We start from the raw sequence: 15,997 nt of genomic DNA on the forward strand, positions 1-15,997 counted from the left end.
CTCGAAGCGCGGGTCAGTGCGCGAAGTGGCGCGTCCCCGTCAGGTACATGGTGACGCCCGCCTTCTCCGCGGCCGCGATGACCTCGGCGTCGCGGACCGAGCCACCGGGCTGCACGATCGCGCGGACACCCGCCTCGACCAGCACCTCCAGGCCGTCCGGGAACGGGAAGAAGGCGTCCGACGCGCCCACCGAACCCTTGGCCCGGTCCCCCGCCCGCGAGACCGCGAGCCGCGAGGAGTCGACGCGGTTGACCTGGCCCATGCCGACGCCGACGGTCGCGCCGTCGGCGGCCAGCAGGATCGCGTTCGACTTGACCGCGCGCAGCGAGCGCCACGCGAACTCGAGGTCGCGCAGGGTCTGCTCGTCGGCCGCGGCACCGGTGGCGAGCTGCCACGACGCCGGGTCGTCGCCCGGCGCGTCGATCGCGTCGGCGGTCTGCAGCAGCACGCCGCCGGAGATCGGGCGGAACTCGATCGACGACGCCGGGGCCGCCGGCAGCTTGAGCAGCCGGATGTTCTTCTTGCGCTGCAGGATCTCCAGCGCTTCGGCGTCGAAGTCCGGCGCCAGCACGACCTCCGTGAAGACCTTCTCGATCTGCTCGGCCGCCTCGCGGGTGACCGGCCGGTTCGTGGCGATGACGCCGCCGTAGGCCGAAACCGGGTCGCACGCGTGCGCCTTGCGGTGCGCCTCGGCGACGTCCGCGCCGACCGCGATGCCGCACGGGTTGGCGTGCTTGATGATCGCGACGGCGGGCTCGGCGAAGTCGTACGCGGCGCGGCGCGCGGCGTCGGTGTCGACGTAGTTGTTGTAGGACATGGCCTTGCCGTGCAGCTGCTCGGCGTGCGCCAGGCCCGGGCGGTCGCTCTTGTACAGCGCGGCCTTCTGGTGCGGGTTCTCGCCGTAGCGCAGGACGTCGGCGCGTTCCCAGGTGGCGCCGAGGAAGTCCGGGAAGCCGGCGTCGTCCGCGGGCGCATAGGCGCTGGCGAACCACGAAGCGACGGCCGTGTCGTACGCCGCCGTGTGCGCGTACGCGCGCGCCGCGAGCCGCTTGCGGTCCTCGAAGTCGAAGCCGCCGTCGGCGACGCGCTCGATGACCCAGCCGTAGCGGGCCGGGTCGACGACGACCGCGACGCTGCCGTGGTTCTTCGCCGCCGCGCGGACCATGGCCGGGCCGCCGATGTCGATGTTCTCGACGCAGTCCTCGGCGCTCGCGCCGGACGCGACGGTCTGCGCGAACGGGTACAGGTTGACCACCAGCAGGTCGAACGCCGCGATGTCCAGCTTGCGCAGCTGCTCGACGTGGTCCGCGTTGCCCTGGTCGGCCAGCAGCCCGGCGTGCACGTTCGGGTGCAGCGTCTTGACGCGCCCGTCCAGCGACTCGGGGAAGCCGGTGACCGCTTCGACCGGCGTGACCGGGACCCCAGCGTCGGCGATGGCCTTCGCCGTGCCGCCGGTGGAGACGATCTCGACGCCGGCCGCGTGCAGCCCGGCCGCGAGGTCCAAGAGGCCCGCCTTGTCCGAGACGCCGATCAGCGCCCGGCGGACCGGGCGCCGTCCCAGGTCAGTGCTCACGAAATGTCACCTTTCGTCCGTCCACGGTGCAGCCACCGCGGCCGAGTCGCTCGATCGTTTCCACCAGCAGCCTGCGCTCGACGGCCTTGATCCGTTCATGCAGGACGTCTTCGGTGTCGTCGTACTCCACGACGACGGCTTCCTGGGCGATGATCGGCCCGGTGTCGACCCCGGCGTCCGCGAAGTGCACGGTCGAGCCGGTGACCTTGACGCCGGCCTCCAGCGCGTCGCGGACCGCGTGCATCCCGGGAAACGACGGGAGCAGCGCCGGGTGCGTGTTGACCACGGTGAAGCGGCCGAGGAACTGCTCACCGAGGATCTTCATGAACCCGGCGGAGACGACGAGGTCGGGCTGGTACGCCGCGACGGCCTCGGTCAGCGCCTTGTCCCAGGCCGCGCGGTCGGGGTGGTCGGCGACGCGGACGGTGAACGACGGGATGCTCACGCGTTCGGCGCGGGTGAGGGCTTCGATGCCGGTGCGGTCGGCGCCGACGGCGAGGACCCTGGCCGGGAAGCCGGACCGGGCGGTGGCGTCCAGCACCGCCTGCAGGAGGGTGCCGGAGCCCGACGCGAGCACGACGAGCTTCACCGGAGTGGGCAGCTCCAACCGTTGAGACAGAGCAGGCTCCTTGCCGCGGGCGGTGCGCCGCCGGGGCGCACGGCGCTTCACCAGGTCGCGTCAACCCTAACGGTCGGTCTCGTCCGGCTCGACGTCGCCGCAGGTCTCGGTGCCTCCGGTCACAGGTTCGTCCTCAGCGGGCTCGTCTTCGAGCCCGAGTTCGGCGTCCGCTTCGGCTTCGAACTCCGCGTCCTCGCCGGGTTCTTCTTCGTCCTCTTCGGACAGCTCGGACGGCTCGGCCGCTTCCAGTTCCGCGACGGCTTCGGCCGCTTCCTCGGGGTCGACCTCGTCCGCGTCTTCGAAGGCTTCGTTGTCTTCGAGCGCTTCCGGCGGCGGCGCGGGCGGCTCGTGCTCGCCCGTGAAGAACGCGACGAACGAACCCGGGATGACGATCCAGCAGAACGCGACGACGGACGCGACGCCCATCGGCACGCTCACCGGGTCGAACGGGCCGTCGCCGAGCCGCCCGCCGGACAGCGTGCCGAGCAGGACGCAGCCGAGCGCGACGACCGCGCCGGCCACCGCGACCGCGCGGATGCGCTGCGCCGGGTCGGCGTCGACCTTGCGCAGCGACCAGCCGACCAGCGCGCCGGCCGCCGCGGGCAGCACGAGCAGGGCGGGCCACCAGGCCGCGTGCTGCTCGGGCAGGCCGCCGAGCAGGGGGACGCCGGGCACGGCGCCGCCGCGGTAGCCGAACATCCCGACGTTCAGATCACCGATCGAGAACCCGGGCCCGGTGACGAAGGACAGCGTGGCGGCGACGGCGTTCGGGAGGTACAGCACCGACAGCAGGAAGAGCCCGAAGCTGGTGCCGAAGGCGGGCTCGTAGACGTCGGACACGGTCGCCCAGGACACCGCGGTCGCGACGGTGAACACCGCGGCACCGCAGGCCACCAGCACCGCGAAGCCCAGCGCGCCGGCCCGGAGCCCGCGCAGGGCGAGGGGGTCGAGGCGGGCCGCGACGACGTCCGGCAGCCCGCAGGTCCGGATGACGCCGGTGCCGGCGGCCACCGCGGCGAGCAGCCCGGGCACGACGAACGCCACCACAGGGTTCGCCGACACCGGCGAGCCCTGCGCGCCGAGCGCGATGACCAGCCCGAACACGGCGTGCGCGCCGGTGATCGTGAGCAGTACGGGCAGCGCTTCGCGGGCCGAGCGGCAGCCGAGGCGCTGGGCGGCACCGGCCGCCGTCCGGGCGGCCAGCAGGGCCGCGCCGAGCGTCGCAAGGAGCGGCAGCACGCCGAGCGGGTGACCGCCGAGGCCGAGCCGGACCTGGTGCGCGGCGAGCCAGCCGGGCCCGGCGGCCAGCAGCACGCCCGTGCCGGAGAAGACAGCGCGGCCCGCGGTGAGCGCGACCAGGGCGAGCACGGTCGCGACGACGGCGTAGCCGGTGACCAGCGGGCCGAGGGCGGCGGCGAGCAACACCCGCACCCGCGCCGCCCGGGAGAGCCCGACGTCGGGATCGAGGTCGCTCACCGGCTCCTCGCGGGCGTCGGTGAGCAGGTCCATGATCCGCACCCTGACATCCGGGCTGGTCCGTCCGGGTGAGCCACGCCGCCGCCGTCCGACGTGGGGAAGCTAACCCACCCGGTCGAGTAACCCCCGGAGTGCAAAACACCCGCCGTGACACTCTGCGTCACAGCGGGTGTTTCGGGGACCTCGTCAGTTCGACTTGCCGAAGCCACCGGGCGGGGTGCCCGGGTTGTCCGACGGCGGCTGCTGGAAGAACGAGCCCTGCTGCGGGGCGTACGTCGTGGCCTGCTGCCCCGGCGGCGGCGTGGTCGACGGCGGGTTCGGCGAGCCGTACTGGCCCGGCTGCGAGAACGGCGCCGACGGCTCCCCGGCCTGGGCGACCGGGCCCGGGCCGTGACCCGGCTGGCCGAACTGCTGACCCGGCTGGCCGTACTGCTGCTGTCCGGGCTGGCCGTACTGCTGCTGCTGACCGCCGTAGGACGGCGCGGCCGGCTTCGGCGACGGCGGCTTGATCACGTCGTGCTCGATGAGCAGCGCGCCGACCGAAACGGCCATCTGCAGGATCGCCAGGATCAGGATGACGGTGACGATGCCCGGCGTCGTGGGCAGCGCGACCAGCGAGTCGAGGGCGTCGAGCGCACCGAGCACGCTGAACAGCGCCACGAACGGCAGCGTCTTCGGGCCCTTCGGCAGCACGTGCAGCCCGGCGAGCAGACCGGCGACCAGCAGGAACGTGGTGGCCAGGCCGACGTCGGCGTTGTCGGAGAAGCCCAGGAAGTACTGGACGAGGCCGAAGACCGCGACGACCAGGGCGAGCAGCAACGGCAGGTTCTGCGGCAGGCCCGCCGGGCCCGACGCGGGGGGCGCCTGGGGCGCGTGCTGCTGCTGGAAGCCACCGGTGGGCGGCGGTCCGGGGGGCTGCTGGCCGCCACCCTGCTGGGGGTAGCCAGGCCCGCCGCTGGGGAAGGTCATCGGATGCACTCCTGTCGGTTCGACCGGCACTCCGGGGCACGCGGGCACCCGGGGGAAGACGAGGCGGCTTGTGTGCGCAGAACGCTAGCGCACTCTCAAGCCCTCAGCCCACCAGACGCGTGAATACCTCGGGAGGTTTCGTGCCCGAAAGCAGGAGAGCCGGGCACCTTGTGGGTGCCCGGCTCTACCTGCGGTTACGACCCCCGGCTTTTACGGGGGTCCGGGGGCAGGCCCCCGGCCCCGGGGGCCTGCCCCCGGGGTTGACACTGTCGTCAGCCGAGGCTGTTGTACAGCTCACGCGCGAGGACGGCGGTCTCGCTCGGGGTCTTGCCGACCTTGACGCCGGCGGCCTCGAGGGCCTCCTTCTTCGCGGCGGCCGTGCCGGAGGAACCCGACACGATGGCGCCCGCGTGGCCCATGGTCTTGCCCTCGGGCGCGGTGAAGCCCGCGACGTAGCCGACGACCGGCTTCGTCACGTTTTCCTTGATGTAGGCCGCGGCGCGCTCTTCTGCGTCGCCACCGATCTCGCCGATCATCACGATGACCTTGGTCTCGGGGTCCGCCTCGAACGCCTCGAGGGCGTCGATGTGCGTGGTGCCGATGATGGGGTCACCGCCGATGCCGACCGCGGTGGAGAAGCCGATGTCCCGCAGCTCGTACATCATCTGGTAGGTCAGCGTGCCGGACTTCGACACGAGGCCGATCTGGCCCGGGCCGGAGATGTCGGCCGGGATGATGCCGGCGTTCGACTTGCCGGGGCTGATGACGCCGGGGCAGTTCGGCCCGATGATCCGGGTCTTGTTGCCCTTGGCGACCGCGTGCGCCCAGAAGTAGGCCGAGTCGTGCACCGGGATGCCCTCGGTGATGACGACGGCCAGCGGGATCTCGGCGTCGATGGCCTCGAGGACGGCGTCCTTCGCGAACTTCGGCGGCACGAAGATGACCGACACGTCGGCGCCGGTCTCCTTGATCGCCTCTTCGACGGTGCCGAAGACCTTGAGGTCCTTGCCCTCGATGGTGACGGTCTGGCCGGCCTTGCGGGCGTTGACGCCACCCACGATGTTCGTGCCGGACTTCAGCATCTTGGTCGCGTGCTTCGTGCCCTCGGAGCCGGTGAGCCCCTGGACGATGACCTTGCTGTTCTCGTTGATGAAGATCGACATCTCACGCACCTGCCGCGGCGAGCTCGGCAGCCTTGTCGGCCGCGTTGTCCATTGTGTCCACCACGGTGACCAGCGGGTGGTTCGCGTCGGCCAGGATCTGGCGGCCCTCGACGACGTTGTTGCCGTCCAGGCGGACGACCAGCGGCTTGCTGGCCTCGTCACCCAGGATCTTCAGGGCCTCGACGATGCCGTTCGCCACCGCGTCGCAGGCGGTGATGCCGCCGAAGACGTTGACGAAGACGCTCTTCACGTCGGTGTCGTTGAGGATGACGTCCAGCCCGGCCGCCATGACCTCGGCCGACGCGCCGCCGCCGATGTCGAGGAAGTTCGCCGGCTTCACGCCGCCGTGCTTCTCGCCCGCGTACGCCACGACGTCCAAAGTGGACATCACGAGGCCCGCGCCGTTGCCGATGATGCCGACCTGGCCGTCGAGCTTGACGTAGTTGAGGTTCTTGGCCTTGGCCTTCGCCTCGAGCGGGTTCTCCGCTTCCTTGTCCACCAGGGCCTCGTGGCCCGGCTGGCGGAAGTCCGCGTTCTCGTCGAGGGTGACCTTGCCGTCGAGGGCGATGATCTTGTCCTGCGGGTCGCGGACCAGCGGGTTGACCTCGACCAGGGTGGCGTCCTCGGAGACGAAGGTCTCCCAGAGCTTCACGACGACGTCGGCGGCCTCGTCGATGATGTCGGCCGGGAAGTTGCCGGCCTTCAGGATCTCGAGCGCCTTCGCCTTGTCGACCCCGGCGATCGCGTCGACCGGGATCTTCGCGAGCGCGTCGGGGCGCTCGACGGCGAGCTGCTCGATCTCCATGCCGCCTTCGGACGAAGCCATCGCCAGGAAGGTGCGGTTCGCCCGGTCCAGCAGGAAGGAGAAGTAGTACTCGGACGCGATGTCCGACGCTTCCGCCACGAGCACGCGGCGCGTGATGTGGCCCTTGATGTCGAGGCCGAGGATGGCTTCCGCCTTCTCCTTCGCCTCGTCCGGCGTCTGGGCCAGCTTGACGCCGCCCGCCTTGCCGCGGCCGCCGACCTTCACCTGCGCCTTGACGACGACCTGGTTACCGATCTGCTCCGCGGCGGTCTTGGCTTCTTCGGGGGTGCTAGCCACCGAGCCCGGCAGAACCGGTACTCCGTGGGCGGCGAAGAGATCCCTCGCCTGGTACTCGTAGAGGTCCACTACTCCAGTCTCCTGACGACACGCCACTGTGGTGGTCCGCGTTACCGGACCGCGCTGTCGGACCAGTCGAGGTTAGCGACCTGCGTGAACGGCGGGGACTCCGCACCTGGTGAAGTCGGTCACCGTGCGCGGTCAGACGGTGTTCTCGCGGTGTGAGACCGCCCACCGGGCGCCTTCTTCGGGGGTGGTGAAGACGCGGAAATCTCTGAGCGCGGCTTGGAGTTCGGCTGTGGGCGGGTCGCCGAGGACGGCGATCGCGTCGGGGTCTTCCTGCTCGGCGGTGCGGAGGATTTGCTCGCCGGTGCCGAGGGGGCCGGCGTGGATGACTTCGAGACCTTCGTCGCGCAGGAGGCGGCCGAGTGCGACGGCGGCGGGGTCGGGACGGGCGAACTCGACGAGCAGCACCCGGGGCCGGTCACGCGCCACGGCGGCCGCCGTCGGTGGTCGGGTGGGCGGTTCGAGCGTGGACAGCGGGGGTGGTTGGGCCGGGCGCGGTCAGGTCACGCGTCATGGCGTCCGCCTGGGTCGCTGCGGTTCGACCGCGCCTGCTGGGAAGGGCGGTATGACGGCGCCGGCCGAGAGCGGACAGGCCGAGCGCGATCACGTCACGCGTCACGGCGTCCGCCTGCGGCTGCGAGGCCGGCTGCGATCAGGAGGGCGGCCGTGGCGGCGAGGGCGAGCCAGAAGCCGGTTGCCGGGGTTGCGCCGCCGAGGGTTCCGCCGACGAGCGGGAGCTCCGCGGCGTGCAGGGCGGTGAGCACGGCGGCGCCGGTCAGGAGTGCCGCCGCGGGCTTCGGGCGGGCCCGCAGTGCGAGCGCGGCGGCGCCGACGACCGCCACGGCGGCGGTCAGCAGCCCCCACGACGGGGTGTCGAAGTCCGACCAGAGCCCGGCGGTGACGTAGCCGGGCACGGTGAAGACGGGCAGTCCGAAGGCGGCGACGGCCAGCACCGCCCCGGCGACGACCGGCGTGAGCACGTTCTTGCCCGGCTCGGCGGCGTTCCCCGCGTCCTCGCGTTCGACGACCCCGGTCCCGGCGGCGGCGAGCGCGGTCAGTACGGCGAGCACGAGCGCGGCGAACGTCCAGGCGGCGCCGGCGCCGAGGTCGTAGGTCAACGCGGGGGCGGCGGTGCCCCCGAAGCCGCCGAGGTTGCCGGCCTGGGTGGCGGTGAGCGCGGTGTTGAGGACGGCCGTGCCGGCGAGGACGATCCCGGCCCAGAGGAGCCCGAGCAGCGGCCGCGCGCCGGGGGCGGTCTTGGGGACGAGCACGCCGAGGGCCGCCACGGCCAGCACGACGGCGGCGACGAGCAGGAACCACCGCGCGGGACTTTCGGCGGCGGCGCTGACCGGCGCGGTGGCCCCGGGGTTCAGCGCGGTGACGGCGACCTGCGGCGCGAAGCTGCCGATCACCGCGGCCAACGCCGTGGCGAGACCGAGCAATCCGGTGACGAGCCGCCACCAGAAGAGGCCGGGGATCTTCAGGTCGGCTTCGTCGTCGGCGGGCTTCTCGGCGAGCCGGGTGAAGGCGAGCGCGCCTATGACAGCCGTCATAAGGAGGACGAGGACGGGTCCCCAGGTGACGCCGAGGTCGGCCCGGGACAGTCCGGCCACCACGGGCGGCACGGCGACGCCGAACGCGCCGGCGGCCAGCCCGAGCAGCGCGCCACGCGCGGTCCGCTCGGCGGGCGCGGCGAGCGCGAGCGCGGCGGCCAGCGGGAGCGCGGCGGCGAGCAGGAGGTAGCCGCCGAGGGCGGGCCAGGGTCCTTCGAAGGACGCGCGGGCGAGGAGGAAGCCGTTGGCGGAGTGGACGGGCGCGGTCAGCAACCCGACCGAAGCGGCCACGGCGAGCAGCGGCACGAGCAGTCGCCACCGCCGCCGTTCGGGCTCCTCCCCGGTCTGGCTCGCCCGCCAGGCGGCGACACCCGCGGCGAGGGTGAGCAGGTGCCCGGCGATCAGCAGCCAGAACCCGGCCCCGACGGCCGAGCCGCCGACGAACCGGTCGGCGAGGTAGAGCTCCGGGCGGACGGCGAGCGGTCCGTTGACGGCGAACTGCAGGTCGAGCACCAGCCGCCCGGGCGCGAGAGCGGCGAGGCCGAGGACGAGACCGCCGGCCAGCGCGGGCCGTTTCCCGGCGGCCACGATCGCGGCGACGACGGGGGCCAGCGCGAGAACAGCCAGCCACGGCCAGCTGGTGAACCCGGGACCTGCGTCCGGGGAGACGCGGGCGACGGCACCGGCGGCGAGTGCGACGGCACCGGCGGCGGCGAGGCCGAGGGCGATTGTCTGGGGGCGATCGTTCTCGACCCAGGACGGCGGTGGTGTCTCTTCGCCGGTGGGACGGGCCGCGGGAGCCGGGGAGCTCGGGCCTGGGGGATCTGAGCGTGGGGGCATCGCGGGCGACGCTAGCAAGGTTGCGCGGGATGGGAGGTGCCAGCGGGTCGCGAGTCGGCGAACGGGCCAGGAGGGGTGACGGAAGTCGACGAGTGGCGCGGACGGGGCAGTGGGTTGGCGGCGACCGCGGCAGGTCTGGGTGGCGGACTCGACGAGCGAGGCCGCGCGCAACGGGAGGGTGCTGGCGGCGGGTTGGCACTCAGGAGAGGGCTGCGACGGGGAGACGCTGCGATGAAGAGGAGTAGGCGAGGCGGGTGGCGGGGAGCCGGTCCGGGCGAGGCGGGTGGCGGGGAGCCGGTCCGGGCGCGGCGGGACGGCGGCCGAGGCAAAGCGCCCGTCAGCGGGCGTGATCTGGGAACGGCGGCTGGCGGGCCGAGCGTGACTGACGAGCGAGGACGAGAAACGTGACCTGCGGCCCGTCTGGTGGCCGAAGTTCGGGGCGCAAGGGGACAAATCTGGCAGTCAACCGCGATCTTGCCGACTCAGTCGGCGAGCGGTTCTCCTGCGTCGATGAACGGTCGAGTCAGACCGCCTCGAGAGGAACCACAACTCGAGCCGGAAGGGCGTCGGGAGCGCGGTTCAGGAGTCGAATGGCTTTGAACATCCCCTGGCAAACCCTTATTCCGCCGCTTCCGGGCGTCTGTGGCCGTTGGTTGTCTTAAACGGTCCGCAAGAGCTGTAAGGCAAGTCACAACCAAAGCAGTAAACCCCTTCTAACTTTGGGTAATTCCCACAGGTGAGCGTCGCTTGGGCGCCACCCGATCGGCCGACCGGCGGGGCAGATCTTGCCGACAACGGTGCCCCTTCGTTACTGTCCCGGGGTCCCCATTACAGTCAGGTCACGAAGTAGGACACCGAGCGAACCACCCCCGAGGTTTGCTCACCGGGTTCCCCCGCCCGCAGTCCTCGACCCGGCTCCCCGACGATGGAAGGCCCTGTCTTGGCTTCACACCGCTCCCCCGGCGGCCAAGCTCCTTCCCCGGCACTGAAGGACGCACTGGAAGGTGCGGTCGTTCGTGTCCGGGGTGCGCACCGCATCGCCCCGCCCTCCTCGGCCCTTCGTGGCCGGGTCGTGGTTGCCGCGGTTGCGGCCGGAGCCTTCGCTGCCGCAGCGGCAGGGCAGACCCTCAAGACCGTCACCGACTCCGACGCCGCCGTGACTCCCCTGGCCAACAGCCAGGACGCCAGCGCTTCGCTGACCGCGGGAGGTGCGGGCACCGGGGGCGCTCCGGAGCTCCTGCCGACCGGCCACGCCGTCGACGCTTCCGCCGAGGCCGCGAAGATCGCGGACTCCGCCTCCATCACGCAGGCCCGTGAGCAGCGTGAAGCCGACGCCGCCAAGAAGGCCGCCGAAGAAGCCGCTCGCCCCAAGACCTGCCTCCCGGCCCACGGGACCTTCACCTCGGGCTTCGGTGCCCGGTGGGGCACGAGCCACCTCGGCATCGACATCGCCAACGCCATCGGCACCCCGATCTACGCCGCCTCCGACGGCACCGTGATCGACGCCGGCCCGGCCAGCGGCTTCGGCCTCTGGGTGCGCGTCCAGCTCGACGACGGCACGATCCAGGTCTACGGCCACATGAACAGCTTCTCCGTCAAGGAGGGGCAGAAGGTCAAGTGCGGCCAGCAGATCGCCGAGATCGGCAACCGCGGTCAGAGCACCGGCCCGCACCTGCACTTCGAGGTGTGGCAGAACGGCACCAAGAAGATCGACCCCCGGCCCTGGCTGGCCGCGCGCGGCATCGTTCTCTGATCCGATCGCTCCACCCCGGCCGTCCGGCAGGACGGCCGGGCACGTCGAAGTTCGGGTACCCGCATTGGTCCGGACCTCATCGGACGCGGTGTTCGCCTCAGCGGCGTCGTAACCCGCTGACACGTCCGGAACCACGCCGAGGCCGCGAAAAACCCGCCACAAGCCCCTCAGCGCCCGCAACGCCCTAGCGGTGCCCGCCCGGCAAACGGCGGATGAAGTACGCCACCGCGACCTGCCACACCGAGCACAGCTCGGTCGGCCGTCGCACGGGCAACCAGCCCCAGGGCGCGACGCCCCCGGCGGAGCGGACACGCGCGGCACTCCGGGCCCTGGTCGTCCAGCGGCGTCCCCGGCCGCAGGTGACGCAGTGCCCGTCCGCGCCCAGCTCGTGCTGCCTGAGCAGCGCTCGCCAGGCGGCGGCCAGCCGGCACGCCTCCGCTCCCGCACGCGGGGCACTTCCTGAGGCCCCCGATGGCTCCGGACCCCGATCCCGAACCGTCGACCGCAGGACTCCCCGCAGGTATTTTTGTACCCCTTCGGCCAACAGGTGAAACAGCACCGCGTCCACACCACACTACCCCCTCCGTCGAACCTTTGTTCGATCGTGGGGTCAGTTGTACCGGGTGGGTACGACGATTCCGGCGGCGATCGCGGGGATCGCCGCCGGATTCACTCGTCCGGGTTGCGCTAGAGCTTCACCATCGGCACGCTGCCGATCAGCATCAGGCGGACCTTGCCCGCCGCGCCGAAGTCGATCGTCGCCGTCGCGCGCGGGCCGACGCCGTCGCAGGAGATGACCGTGCCGAGGCCGTACTTGTCGTGGCTGACCCGGTCGCCGACGTCCAGCTTCAGCGCCACCGTGTCCTTCCAGCCCTTGCCGAACGACGGCGTGCCCGTCGATGTCGAAGGCGACGAAGTCCGGCGGCCGCCCCAGGTGGTCGCCGCGCGCGGGGTGCCCCGCGAGCCGCCGCCGAAGCCGAAGCCGGGGCTGGAGGGCTCCAGGCGCCGCCAGTCGACGAGGTCCGGCGGCAGCTCGTCGAGGAACCGCGAAGCCGGGTTCATCGACGGCTGGCCCCACGCCGAACGCGTGATCGCGCGCGAGACGTACAGCCGCTTCCTCGCCCGCGTGATCGCGACGTACGCGAGCCGCCGTTCCTCGGCCAGCTCGGTCGGGTCGCCCAGCGCCCGCATGTGCGGGAAAACGCCGTCCTCCCAGCCGGTGCAGAACACCACCGGGTACTCCAGGCCCTTCGCGGTGTGCACGGTCATCAGCGTGACCACGCCCGCGCCGCCGTCGCCTTCCTCGCCGCCGTCCGGCGAAGGCACCGAATCGGCGTCCGCCACCAGGGAAACGCGCTCCAGGAACGCGGGCAGCGAGCCCGGCGCGGGCACCCCGGGTTCCACGACGAGCTCGGCGTTCTCGTCCGCGACGACCTCGGCGGTGATCTCGGTGAACTCGCGCGCGACCGTCACGAGCTCGTCGAGGTTCTCCACCCGCGTGTGGTCCTGCGGGTCGTCCGACTCCTCGAGTTCGACGCGGTAGCCGGTCTTCTCCAGCACGGCTTCGAGGACGTCGTGCACCTCGGCGCCCTGCTCGACCAGCAGCCCCAGTTCGTCGAGCAGGCCCACGAACCCGCCGATCGCCTTGACCGAGCGCGGGTTCAGCAGCGGCACCTTGCCTTCGACGGCGTCCCGCAACGCGGCCGCGAACGAGATCCGCTCGCGCTCGGCGTGCGTCGCCACGACGGCTTCCGCGCGGTCGCCGATGCCGCGCTTCGGCACGTTCAGCACGCGCCGCAGGCTGACCGTGTCCTCCGGGTTCGCCAGCACGCGCAGGTACGCGATCATGTCGCGGACTTCGCGCCGCTCGTAGAACCGCACGCCACCGACGACCTTGTACGGCAGGCCGAGCCGGATGAAGATCTCTTCGAAGACGCGGGACTGGTTGTTGGTGCGGTAGAAGACGGCGACGTCGGAGTAGTCGGCCTCGCCGCGCTCCGCCAGCGCGTCGATTTCGCCCGCCACGAACGCGGCTTCGTCGTGGTCGTTGTCCGAGACGTAGCCGACGATCTTCTCGCCGTCGCCCGAATCCGTCCACAGCCGCTTCGCCCGGCGGTTCGGGTTGCGCTCGATGACGGCGTTGGCCGCGGACAGGATCGTCTGCGTGGAGCGGTAGTTCTGCTCCAGCAGGATGGTGTGCGCGTTCGGGAAGTCGCGCTCGAACTCCTCGATGTTGCGGATCGTCGCGCCGCGGAAGGCGTAGATCGACTGGTCCGCGTCACCGACCACGACCAGCTCGGCCGGCTCGACACCCGACTCGTTCGGCGCGGTCCCGGCCAGCTCGCGCACCAGCGTGTACTGCGCGTGGTTCGTGTCCTGGTACTCGTCGACCAGCACGTGGCGGAACCGGCGCCGGTAGTACTCGGCGACGTCCGGGAACGCCTGCAGCAGGGAGACCGTGCGCATGATGAGGTCGTCGAAGTCGAAGGCGTTGGCCTGGTTGAGCCGCCGCTGGTATTCGGCGTAGACCTCGGCGACGCGGCGCTCGAGGTCGTTGCCCGCGTTCGCCGCCGCCGTCTCCGGGTCGGTGAGCTCGTTCTTCAGGTTCGAGATGTGCACGGCGAGCGTGCGCGCGGCGTACCGCTTCGGGTCGATGTCGAGGTCCCGCGCCACCAAGGTGATCAGCCGCTTGGTGTCGTCGGAGTCGTAGATGGAGAAGCTCGACGACATGTCGAGCGTTTTGGCTTCACGGCGCAGGATCCGCACGCACATCGAGTGGAACGTCGACACCCACATGGCGTTCGCGCGGCGCCCGACGAGCGCCGCGACGCGCTCGCGCATCTCGGCGGCGGCCTTGTTGGTGAACGTGATCGCCATGATTTCGCCGGGGTGCACGCGGCGTTGCCCGAGCAGGTAGGCGATCCGGCGGGTCAGCACCCGGGTCTTGCCCGATCCCGCACCCGCCACCACCAGCAGCGGGCCACCGGCGTGGGTGACGGCTTCGCGCTGGGCGGGGTTGAGGTCTTCGAGCAGCTCGGCCTGCCCGCCGGAAGCGGGCTTGCGCGCGGGGGTCTCGGCGGGGAGATCGAAGAGGGTGTCCATCGTCCGTCCACGCTACCCCGGGCGGGTAGGAGGGCGGCAGAGCGTGCCGACGCGGCGGGTCAGGGTGCCGCCGACCCGGCTCGCTTCACCGCCGGCAGGCAGGGTGGGCGGTTCGAGCGAGGTCGCGAATGAGTCATTGGCGGCTTCGGAGGTCCCGAATGAGTCATTCGCGACACCGCCTTCGGCAAGCCTCCGCTGGGCGCATGGGAGGTGGCACCCGGGGACCGGTGGCCGAACGTCGTGAACGAGTCATTCACGTCAGTACGGGCCGGGTACCGCGCCGGGCGTAGCGGGGAGTGTCGCCTCGTGCCCGACGCGGTGGGGGCTGCGCGCGCGGAGCATCGGTGGGCATGAACGCACCGAACCCCGCCCGCATCCGGGCCGCCGACGCCGATCGCGAGCGCGTCGCGAAGACCGTCCAGTCCGCCGGTTCCGAAGGCCGGCTCACCCTCGAAGAGGTCGAAGAGCGCCTCGCCCGCGTCTACGCCGCGCGGTTCACCGACGAGCTGGCCGCGCTCACCACCGATCTGCCGCGGCCACCGGCGCCGCGGCCGGGGTTCCCGCTGACCCGGGACGCGCTGCGGCACCCGGCGGTGCGCCTGCACCTCGCCGTCGTGGTCGCGATCTCGGTGCTGGCCATCGTGCGGTGGGCGGTGCTCGGGGCCGGCTTCTTCTGGCCCGCCTTCCCGATGTTCTGGCTCACCGTGAGCCTCCTGGTGCACGCGGGCGCGCGGTCGTTCCGGGAGCGCGCCGGTGCCGCTGTGCCATACTGAAGGCGTGCGGCACCACGCAGAGCGATTTTTTTACGGGACCCGGACTCCGGCTCCCGTGATCGCGTAGTGCCACCACCGCCATCACCGCCAGCCCCGGAGTCCTCGGACCCGGGGCTGTCGCCGTCCCTGGGGCCGGGCGGGTCCGGGATTCGAGGAAGAGGTCCCGATGAACGCACAAGCGACGAACGCCGACGGCCAGCCCGCCGAGCACACCCCCGCCGCCGAGGACATCTCGTCGCTCCGCGAGGAGATCGACTGGCTGGACAAGGAGATCCTCCGGTTGGTGAAACGCCGGGTGGAGGTGTCCAAGACGATCGGGGCCGCGCGGATGGCCGCGGGTGGCACGCGCATCGTCTACAACCGTGAGATGGACGTGCTCGCGCGCTACCGCGAGCTCGGCCCGGACGGCCGCCAGCTCGCCATGGCGCTGCTGAACCTCGGCCGGGGCAGGCTCGGCCGGTAACGGTTGGCCGAATTCGGGGACTTCCCGGAGGCACCGGCGGCCCCGGCACGGGCAGACTGGGGTCATGGACTGGCTCGTGAACCTCATCGCCGTCATCGTCGCGCTCGCGAGCGTGCTGGCCGCGCTGGGCCATGTGGGTTATCTGGCGCTGCTGAACAGCGCGGCGGGCAAGCGCGGCGCCAGCGGCGCTCCGGTCGGGCAGTACGTCCGCAGCCGGTGGGCCGTGGCCGGCGGCACCACCGCGGCTTCGCTGTTCGCCTGGTTGCTCACGTCCGGGGGAACGACCCTCGACATCGTGGCGATCCTCGTCGCTGCGGGTAGCGGCGCGGTGGCCACGAAGGCCCTGCAATCCACCCGGGATCGTTACCGCACCGGCGGCTGAATCCCCTGAGCTGGCTTGATGGCGCTGCGTAAAACTTCGCAGCGTGACCTTCGCCCGATCGGTCGCGCCCGACCGAGTGAAACCTCTGCAACTTGCAAGTTTGGGGGCGACTTTCTCCGCCGGATGCTTTTAGGGTTGACGGCGTGAGGACCCTTGCGTCTGG

General features: G+C 71.8%; 13 protein-coding genes. 4 read left to right on the forward strand and 9 right to left on the reverse strand.

Features of this window, described 5'->3' with window-relative positions:
• Window positions 1-13: 13 nt before the first annotated feature.
• The 8 genes from purH to SD460_RS02135 form a co-directional block, all read right to left on the reverse strand.
• Window positions 14-1,573, reverse strand: coding sequence for a bifunctional phosphoribosylaminoimidazolecarboxamide formyltransferase/IMP cyclohydrolase (purH, locus tag SD460_RS02100; RefSeq protein ID WP_290055484.1), 1,560 nt, complete (start codon window positions 1,571-1,573; stop codon window positions 14-16).
• Window positions 1,563-2,180: a phosphoribosylglycinamide formyltransferase gene (gene purN / locus SD460_RS02105; RefSeq protein WP_318305867.1), complete on the reverse strand. Its 618-nt coding sequence runs from the start codon at window positions 2,178-2,180 to the stop codon at window positions 1,563-1,565. The genes purH and purN overlap by 11 nt, the downstream gene beginning before the upstream one ends.
• Window positions 2,181-2,258: 78 nt before the next feature.
• Window positions 2,259-3,710 (reverse strand): cell division protein PerM, encoded by a 1,452-nt coding sequence (locus tag SD460_RS02110; RefSeq protein ID WP_438860599.1) that lies wholly within the window; start codon window positions 3,708-3,710, stop codon window positions 2,259-2,261.
• Between the two features lie 144 nt (window positions 3,711-3,854).
• Window positions 3,855-4,637 carry a DUF5336 domain-containing protein gene (locus tag SD460_RS02115; protein WP_290055481.1) on the reverse strand — a complete coding sequence of 261 codons (783 nt, stop codon included), beginning with the start codon at window positions 4,635-4,637 and terminating at the stop codon, window positions 3,855-3,857.
• Between the two features lie 272 nt (window positions 4,638-4,909).
• A complete protein-coding gene (sucD, locus tag SD460_RS02120) occupies window positions 4,910-5,800 on the reverse strand; it encodes a succinate--CoA ligase subunit alpha (protein ID WP_125307394.1) in 891 nt (296 codons plus the stop codon).
• A 1-nt stretch (window position 5,801) separates the two neighbouring features.
• On the reverse strand, window positions 5,802-6,971 hold the full coding sequence (gene sucC / locus SD460_RS02125; RefSeq protein ID WP_290055480.1) for an ADP-forming succinate--CoA ligase subunit beta: 1,170 nt from the start codon (window positions 6,969-6,971) through the stop codon (window positions 5,802-5,804).
• A 132-nt stretch (window positions 6,972-7,103) separates the two neighbouring features.
• Window positions 7,104-7,397, reverse strand: coding sequence for a hypothetical protein (locus SD460_RS02130; protein ID WP_290055479.1), 294 nt, complete (start codon window positions 7,395-7,397; stop codon window positions 7,104-7,106).
• A gap of 179 nt (window positions 7,398-7,576) precedes the next feature.
• The gene (locus tag SD460_RS02135; RefSeq protein WP_318305868.1) at window positions 7,577-9,361 is read right to left on the reverse strand and encodes a hypothetical protein; all 1,785 of its coding nucleotides are present in this window, start codon (window positions 9,359-9,361) and stop codon (window positions 7,577-7,579) included.
• A gap of 1,072 nt (window positions 9,362-10,433) precedes the next feature.
• Here SD460_RS02135 and SD460_RS02140 point away from each other — a divergent pair.
• On the forward strand, window positions 10,434-11,114 hold the full coding sequence (locus SD460_RS02140; protein ID WP_290055477.1) for a M23 family metallopeptidase: 681 nt from the start codon (window positions 10,434-10,436) through the stop codon (window positions 11,112-11,114).
• Window positions 11,115-11,801: 687 nt separating this feature from the next.
• Here the strand turns inward: SD460_RS02140 and pcrA are convergent.
• Window positions 11,802-14,216, reverse strand: coding sequence for a DNA helicase PcrA (gene pcrA, locus SD460_RS02145; protein ID WP_290055476.1), 2,415 nt, complete (start codon window positions 14,214-14,216; stop codon window positions 11,802-11,804).
• A gap of 350 nt (window positions 14,217-14,566) precedes the next feature.
• On the opposite strand from pcrA, the gene SD460_RS02150 reads away from it, so the two are divergent.
• From SD460_RS02150 to SD460_RS02160, 3 genes are all read left to right on the forward strand, one after another.
• Window positions 14,567-14,989 carry a DUF1707 SHOCT-like domain-containing protein gene (locus SD460_RS02150; RefSeq protein WP_290055475.1) on the forward strand — a complete coding sequence of 141 codons (423 nt, stop codon included), beginning with the start codon at window positions 14,567-14,569 and terminating at the stop codon, window positions 14,987-14,989.
• A 166-nt stretch (window positions 14,990-15,155) separates the two neighbouring features.
• Window positions 15,156-15,452: a chorismate mutase gene (locus tag SD460_RS02155; RefSeq protein ID WP_290055474.1), complete on the forward strand. Its 297-nt coding sequence runs from the start codon at window positions 15,156-15,158 to the stop codon at window positions 15,450-15,452.
• Between the two features lie 64 nt (window positions 15,453-15,516).
• Entirely contained in the window at window positions 15,517-15,834 is a 318-nt protein-coding gene (locus tag SD460_RS02160) for a hypothetical protein (RefSeq protein ID WP_290055473.1), read from the forward strand.
• Window positions 15,835-15,997: the final 163 nt, after the last annotated feature.

The sequence above is a fragment of the Amycolatopsis solani genome (assembly GCF_033441515.1).
Classification (GTDB): domain Bacteria; phylum Actinomycetota; class Actinomycetes; order Mycobacteriales; family Pseudonocardiaceae; genus Amycolatopsis; species Amycolatopsis solani.

What these genes read in the sequence shown, in the direction of transcription:
- SD460_RS02115 (WP_290055481.1), bottom strand. Translation starts at nt 4,637, where the DNA reads ATGACCTTCCCCAGCGGCGGGCCTGGCTACCCCCAGCAGGGTGGCGGC.
- sucD (WP_125307394.1), bottom strand. Translation starts at nt 5,800, where the DNA reads ATGTCGATCTTCATCAACGAGAACAGCAAGGTCATCGTCCAGGGGCTC.
- SD460_RS02135 (WP_318305868.1), bottom strand. Translation starts at nt 9,361, where the DNA reads ATGCCCCCACGCTCAGATCCCCCAGGCCCGAGCTCCCCGGCTCCCGCG.
- pcrA (WP_290055476.1), bottom strand. Translation starts at nt 14,216, where the DNA reads ATGGACACCCTCTTCGATCTCCCCGCCGAGACCCCCGCGCGCAAGCCC.
- SD460_RS02150 (WP_290055475.1), top strand. Translation starts at nt 14,567, where the DNA reads ATGAACGCACCGAACCCCGCCCGCATCCGGGCCGCCGACGCCGATCGC.
- SD460_RS02155 (WP_290055474.1), top strand. Translation starts at nt 15,156, where the DNA reads ATGAACGCACAAGCGACGAACGCCGACGGCCAGCCCGCCGAGCACACC.
- SD460_RS02160 (WP_290055473.1), top strand. Translation starts at nt 15,517, where the DNA reads ATGGACTGGCTCGTGAACCTCATCGCCGTCATCGTCGCGCTCGCGAGC.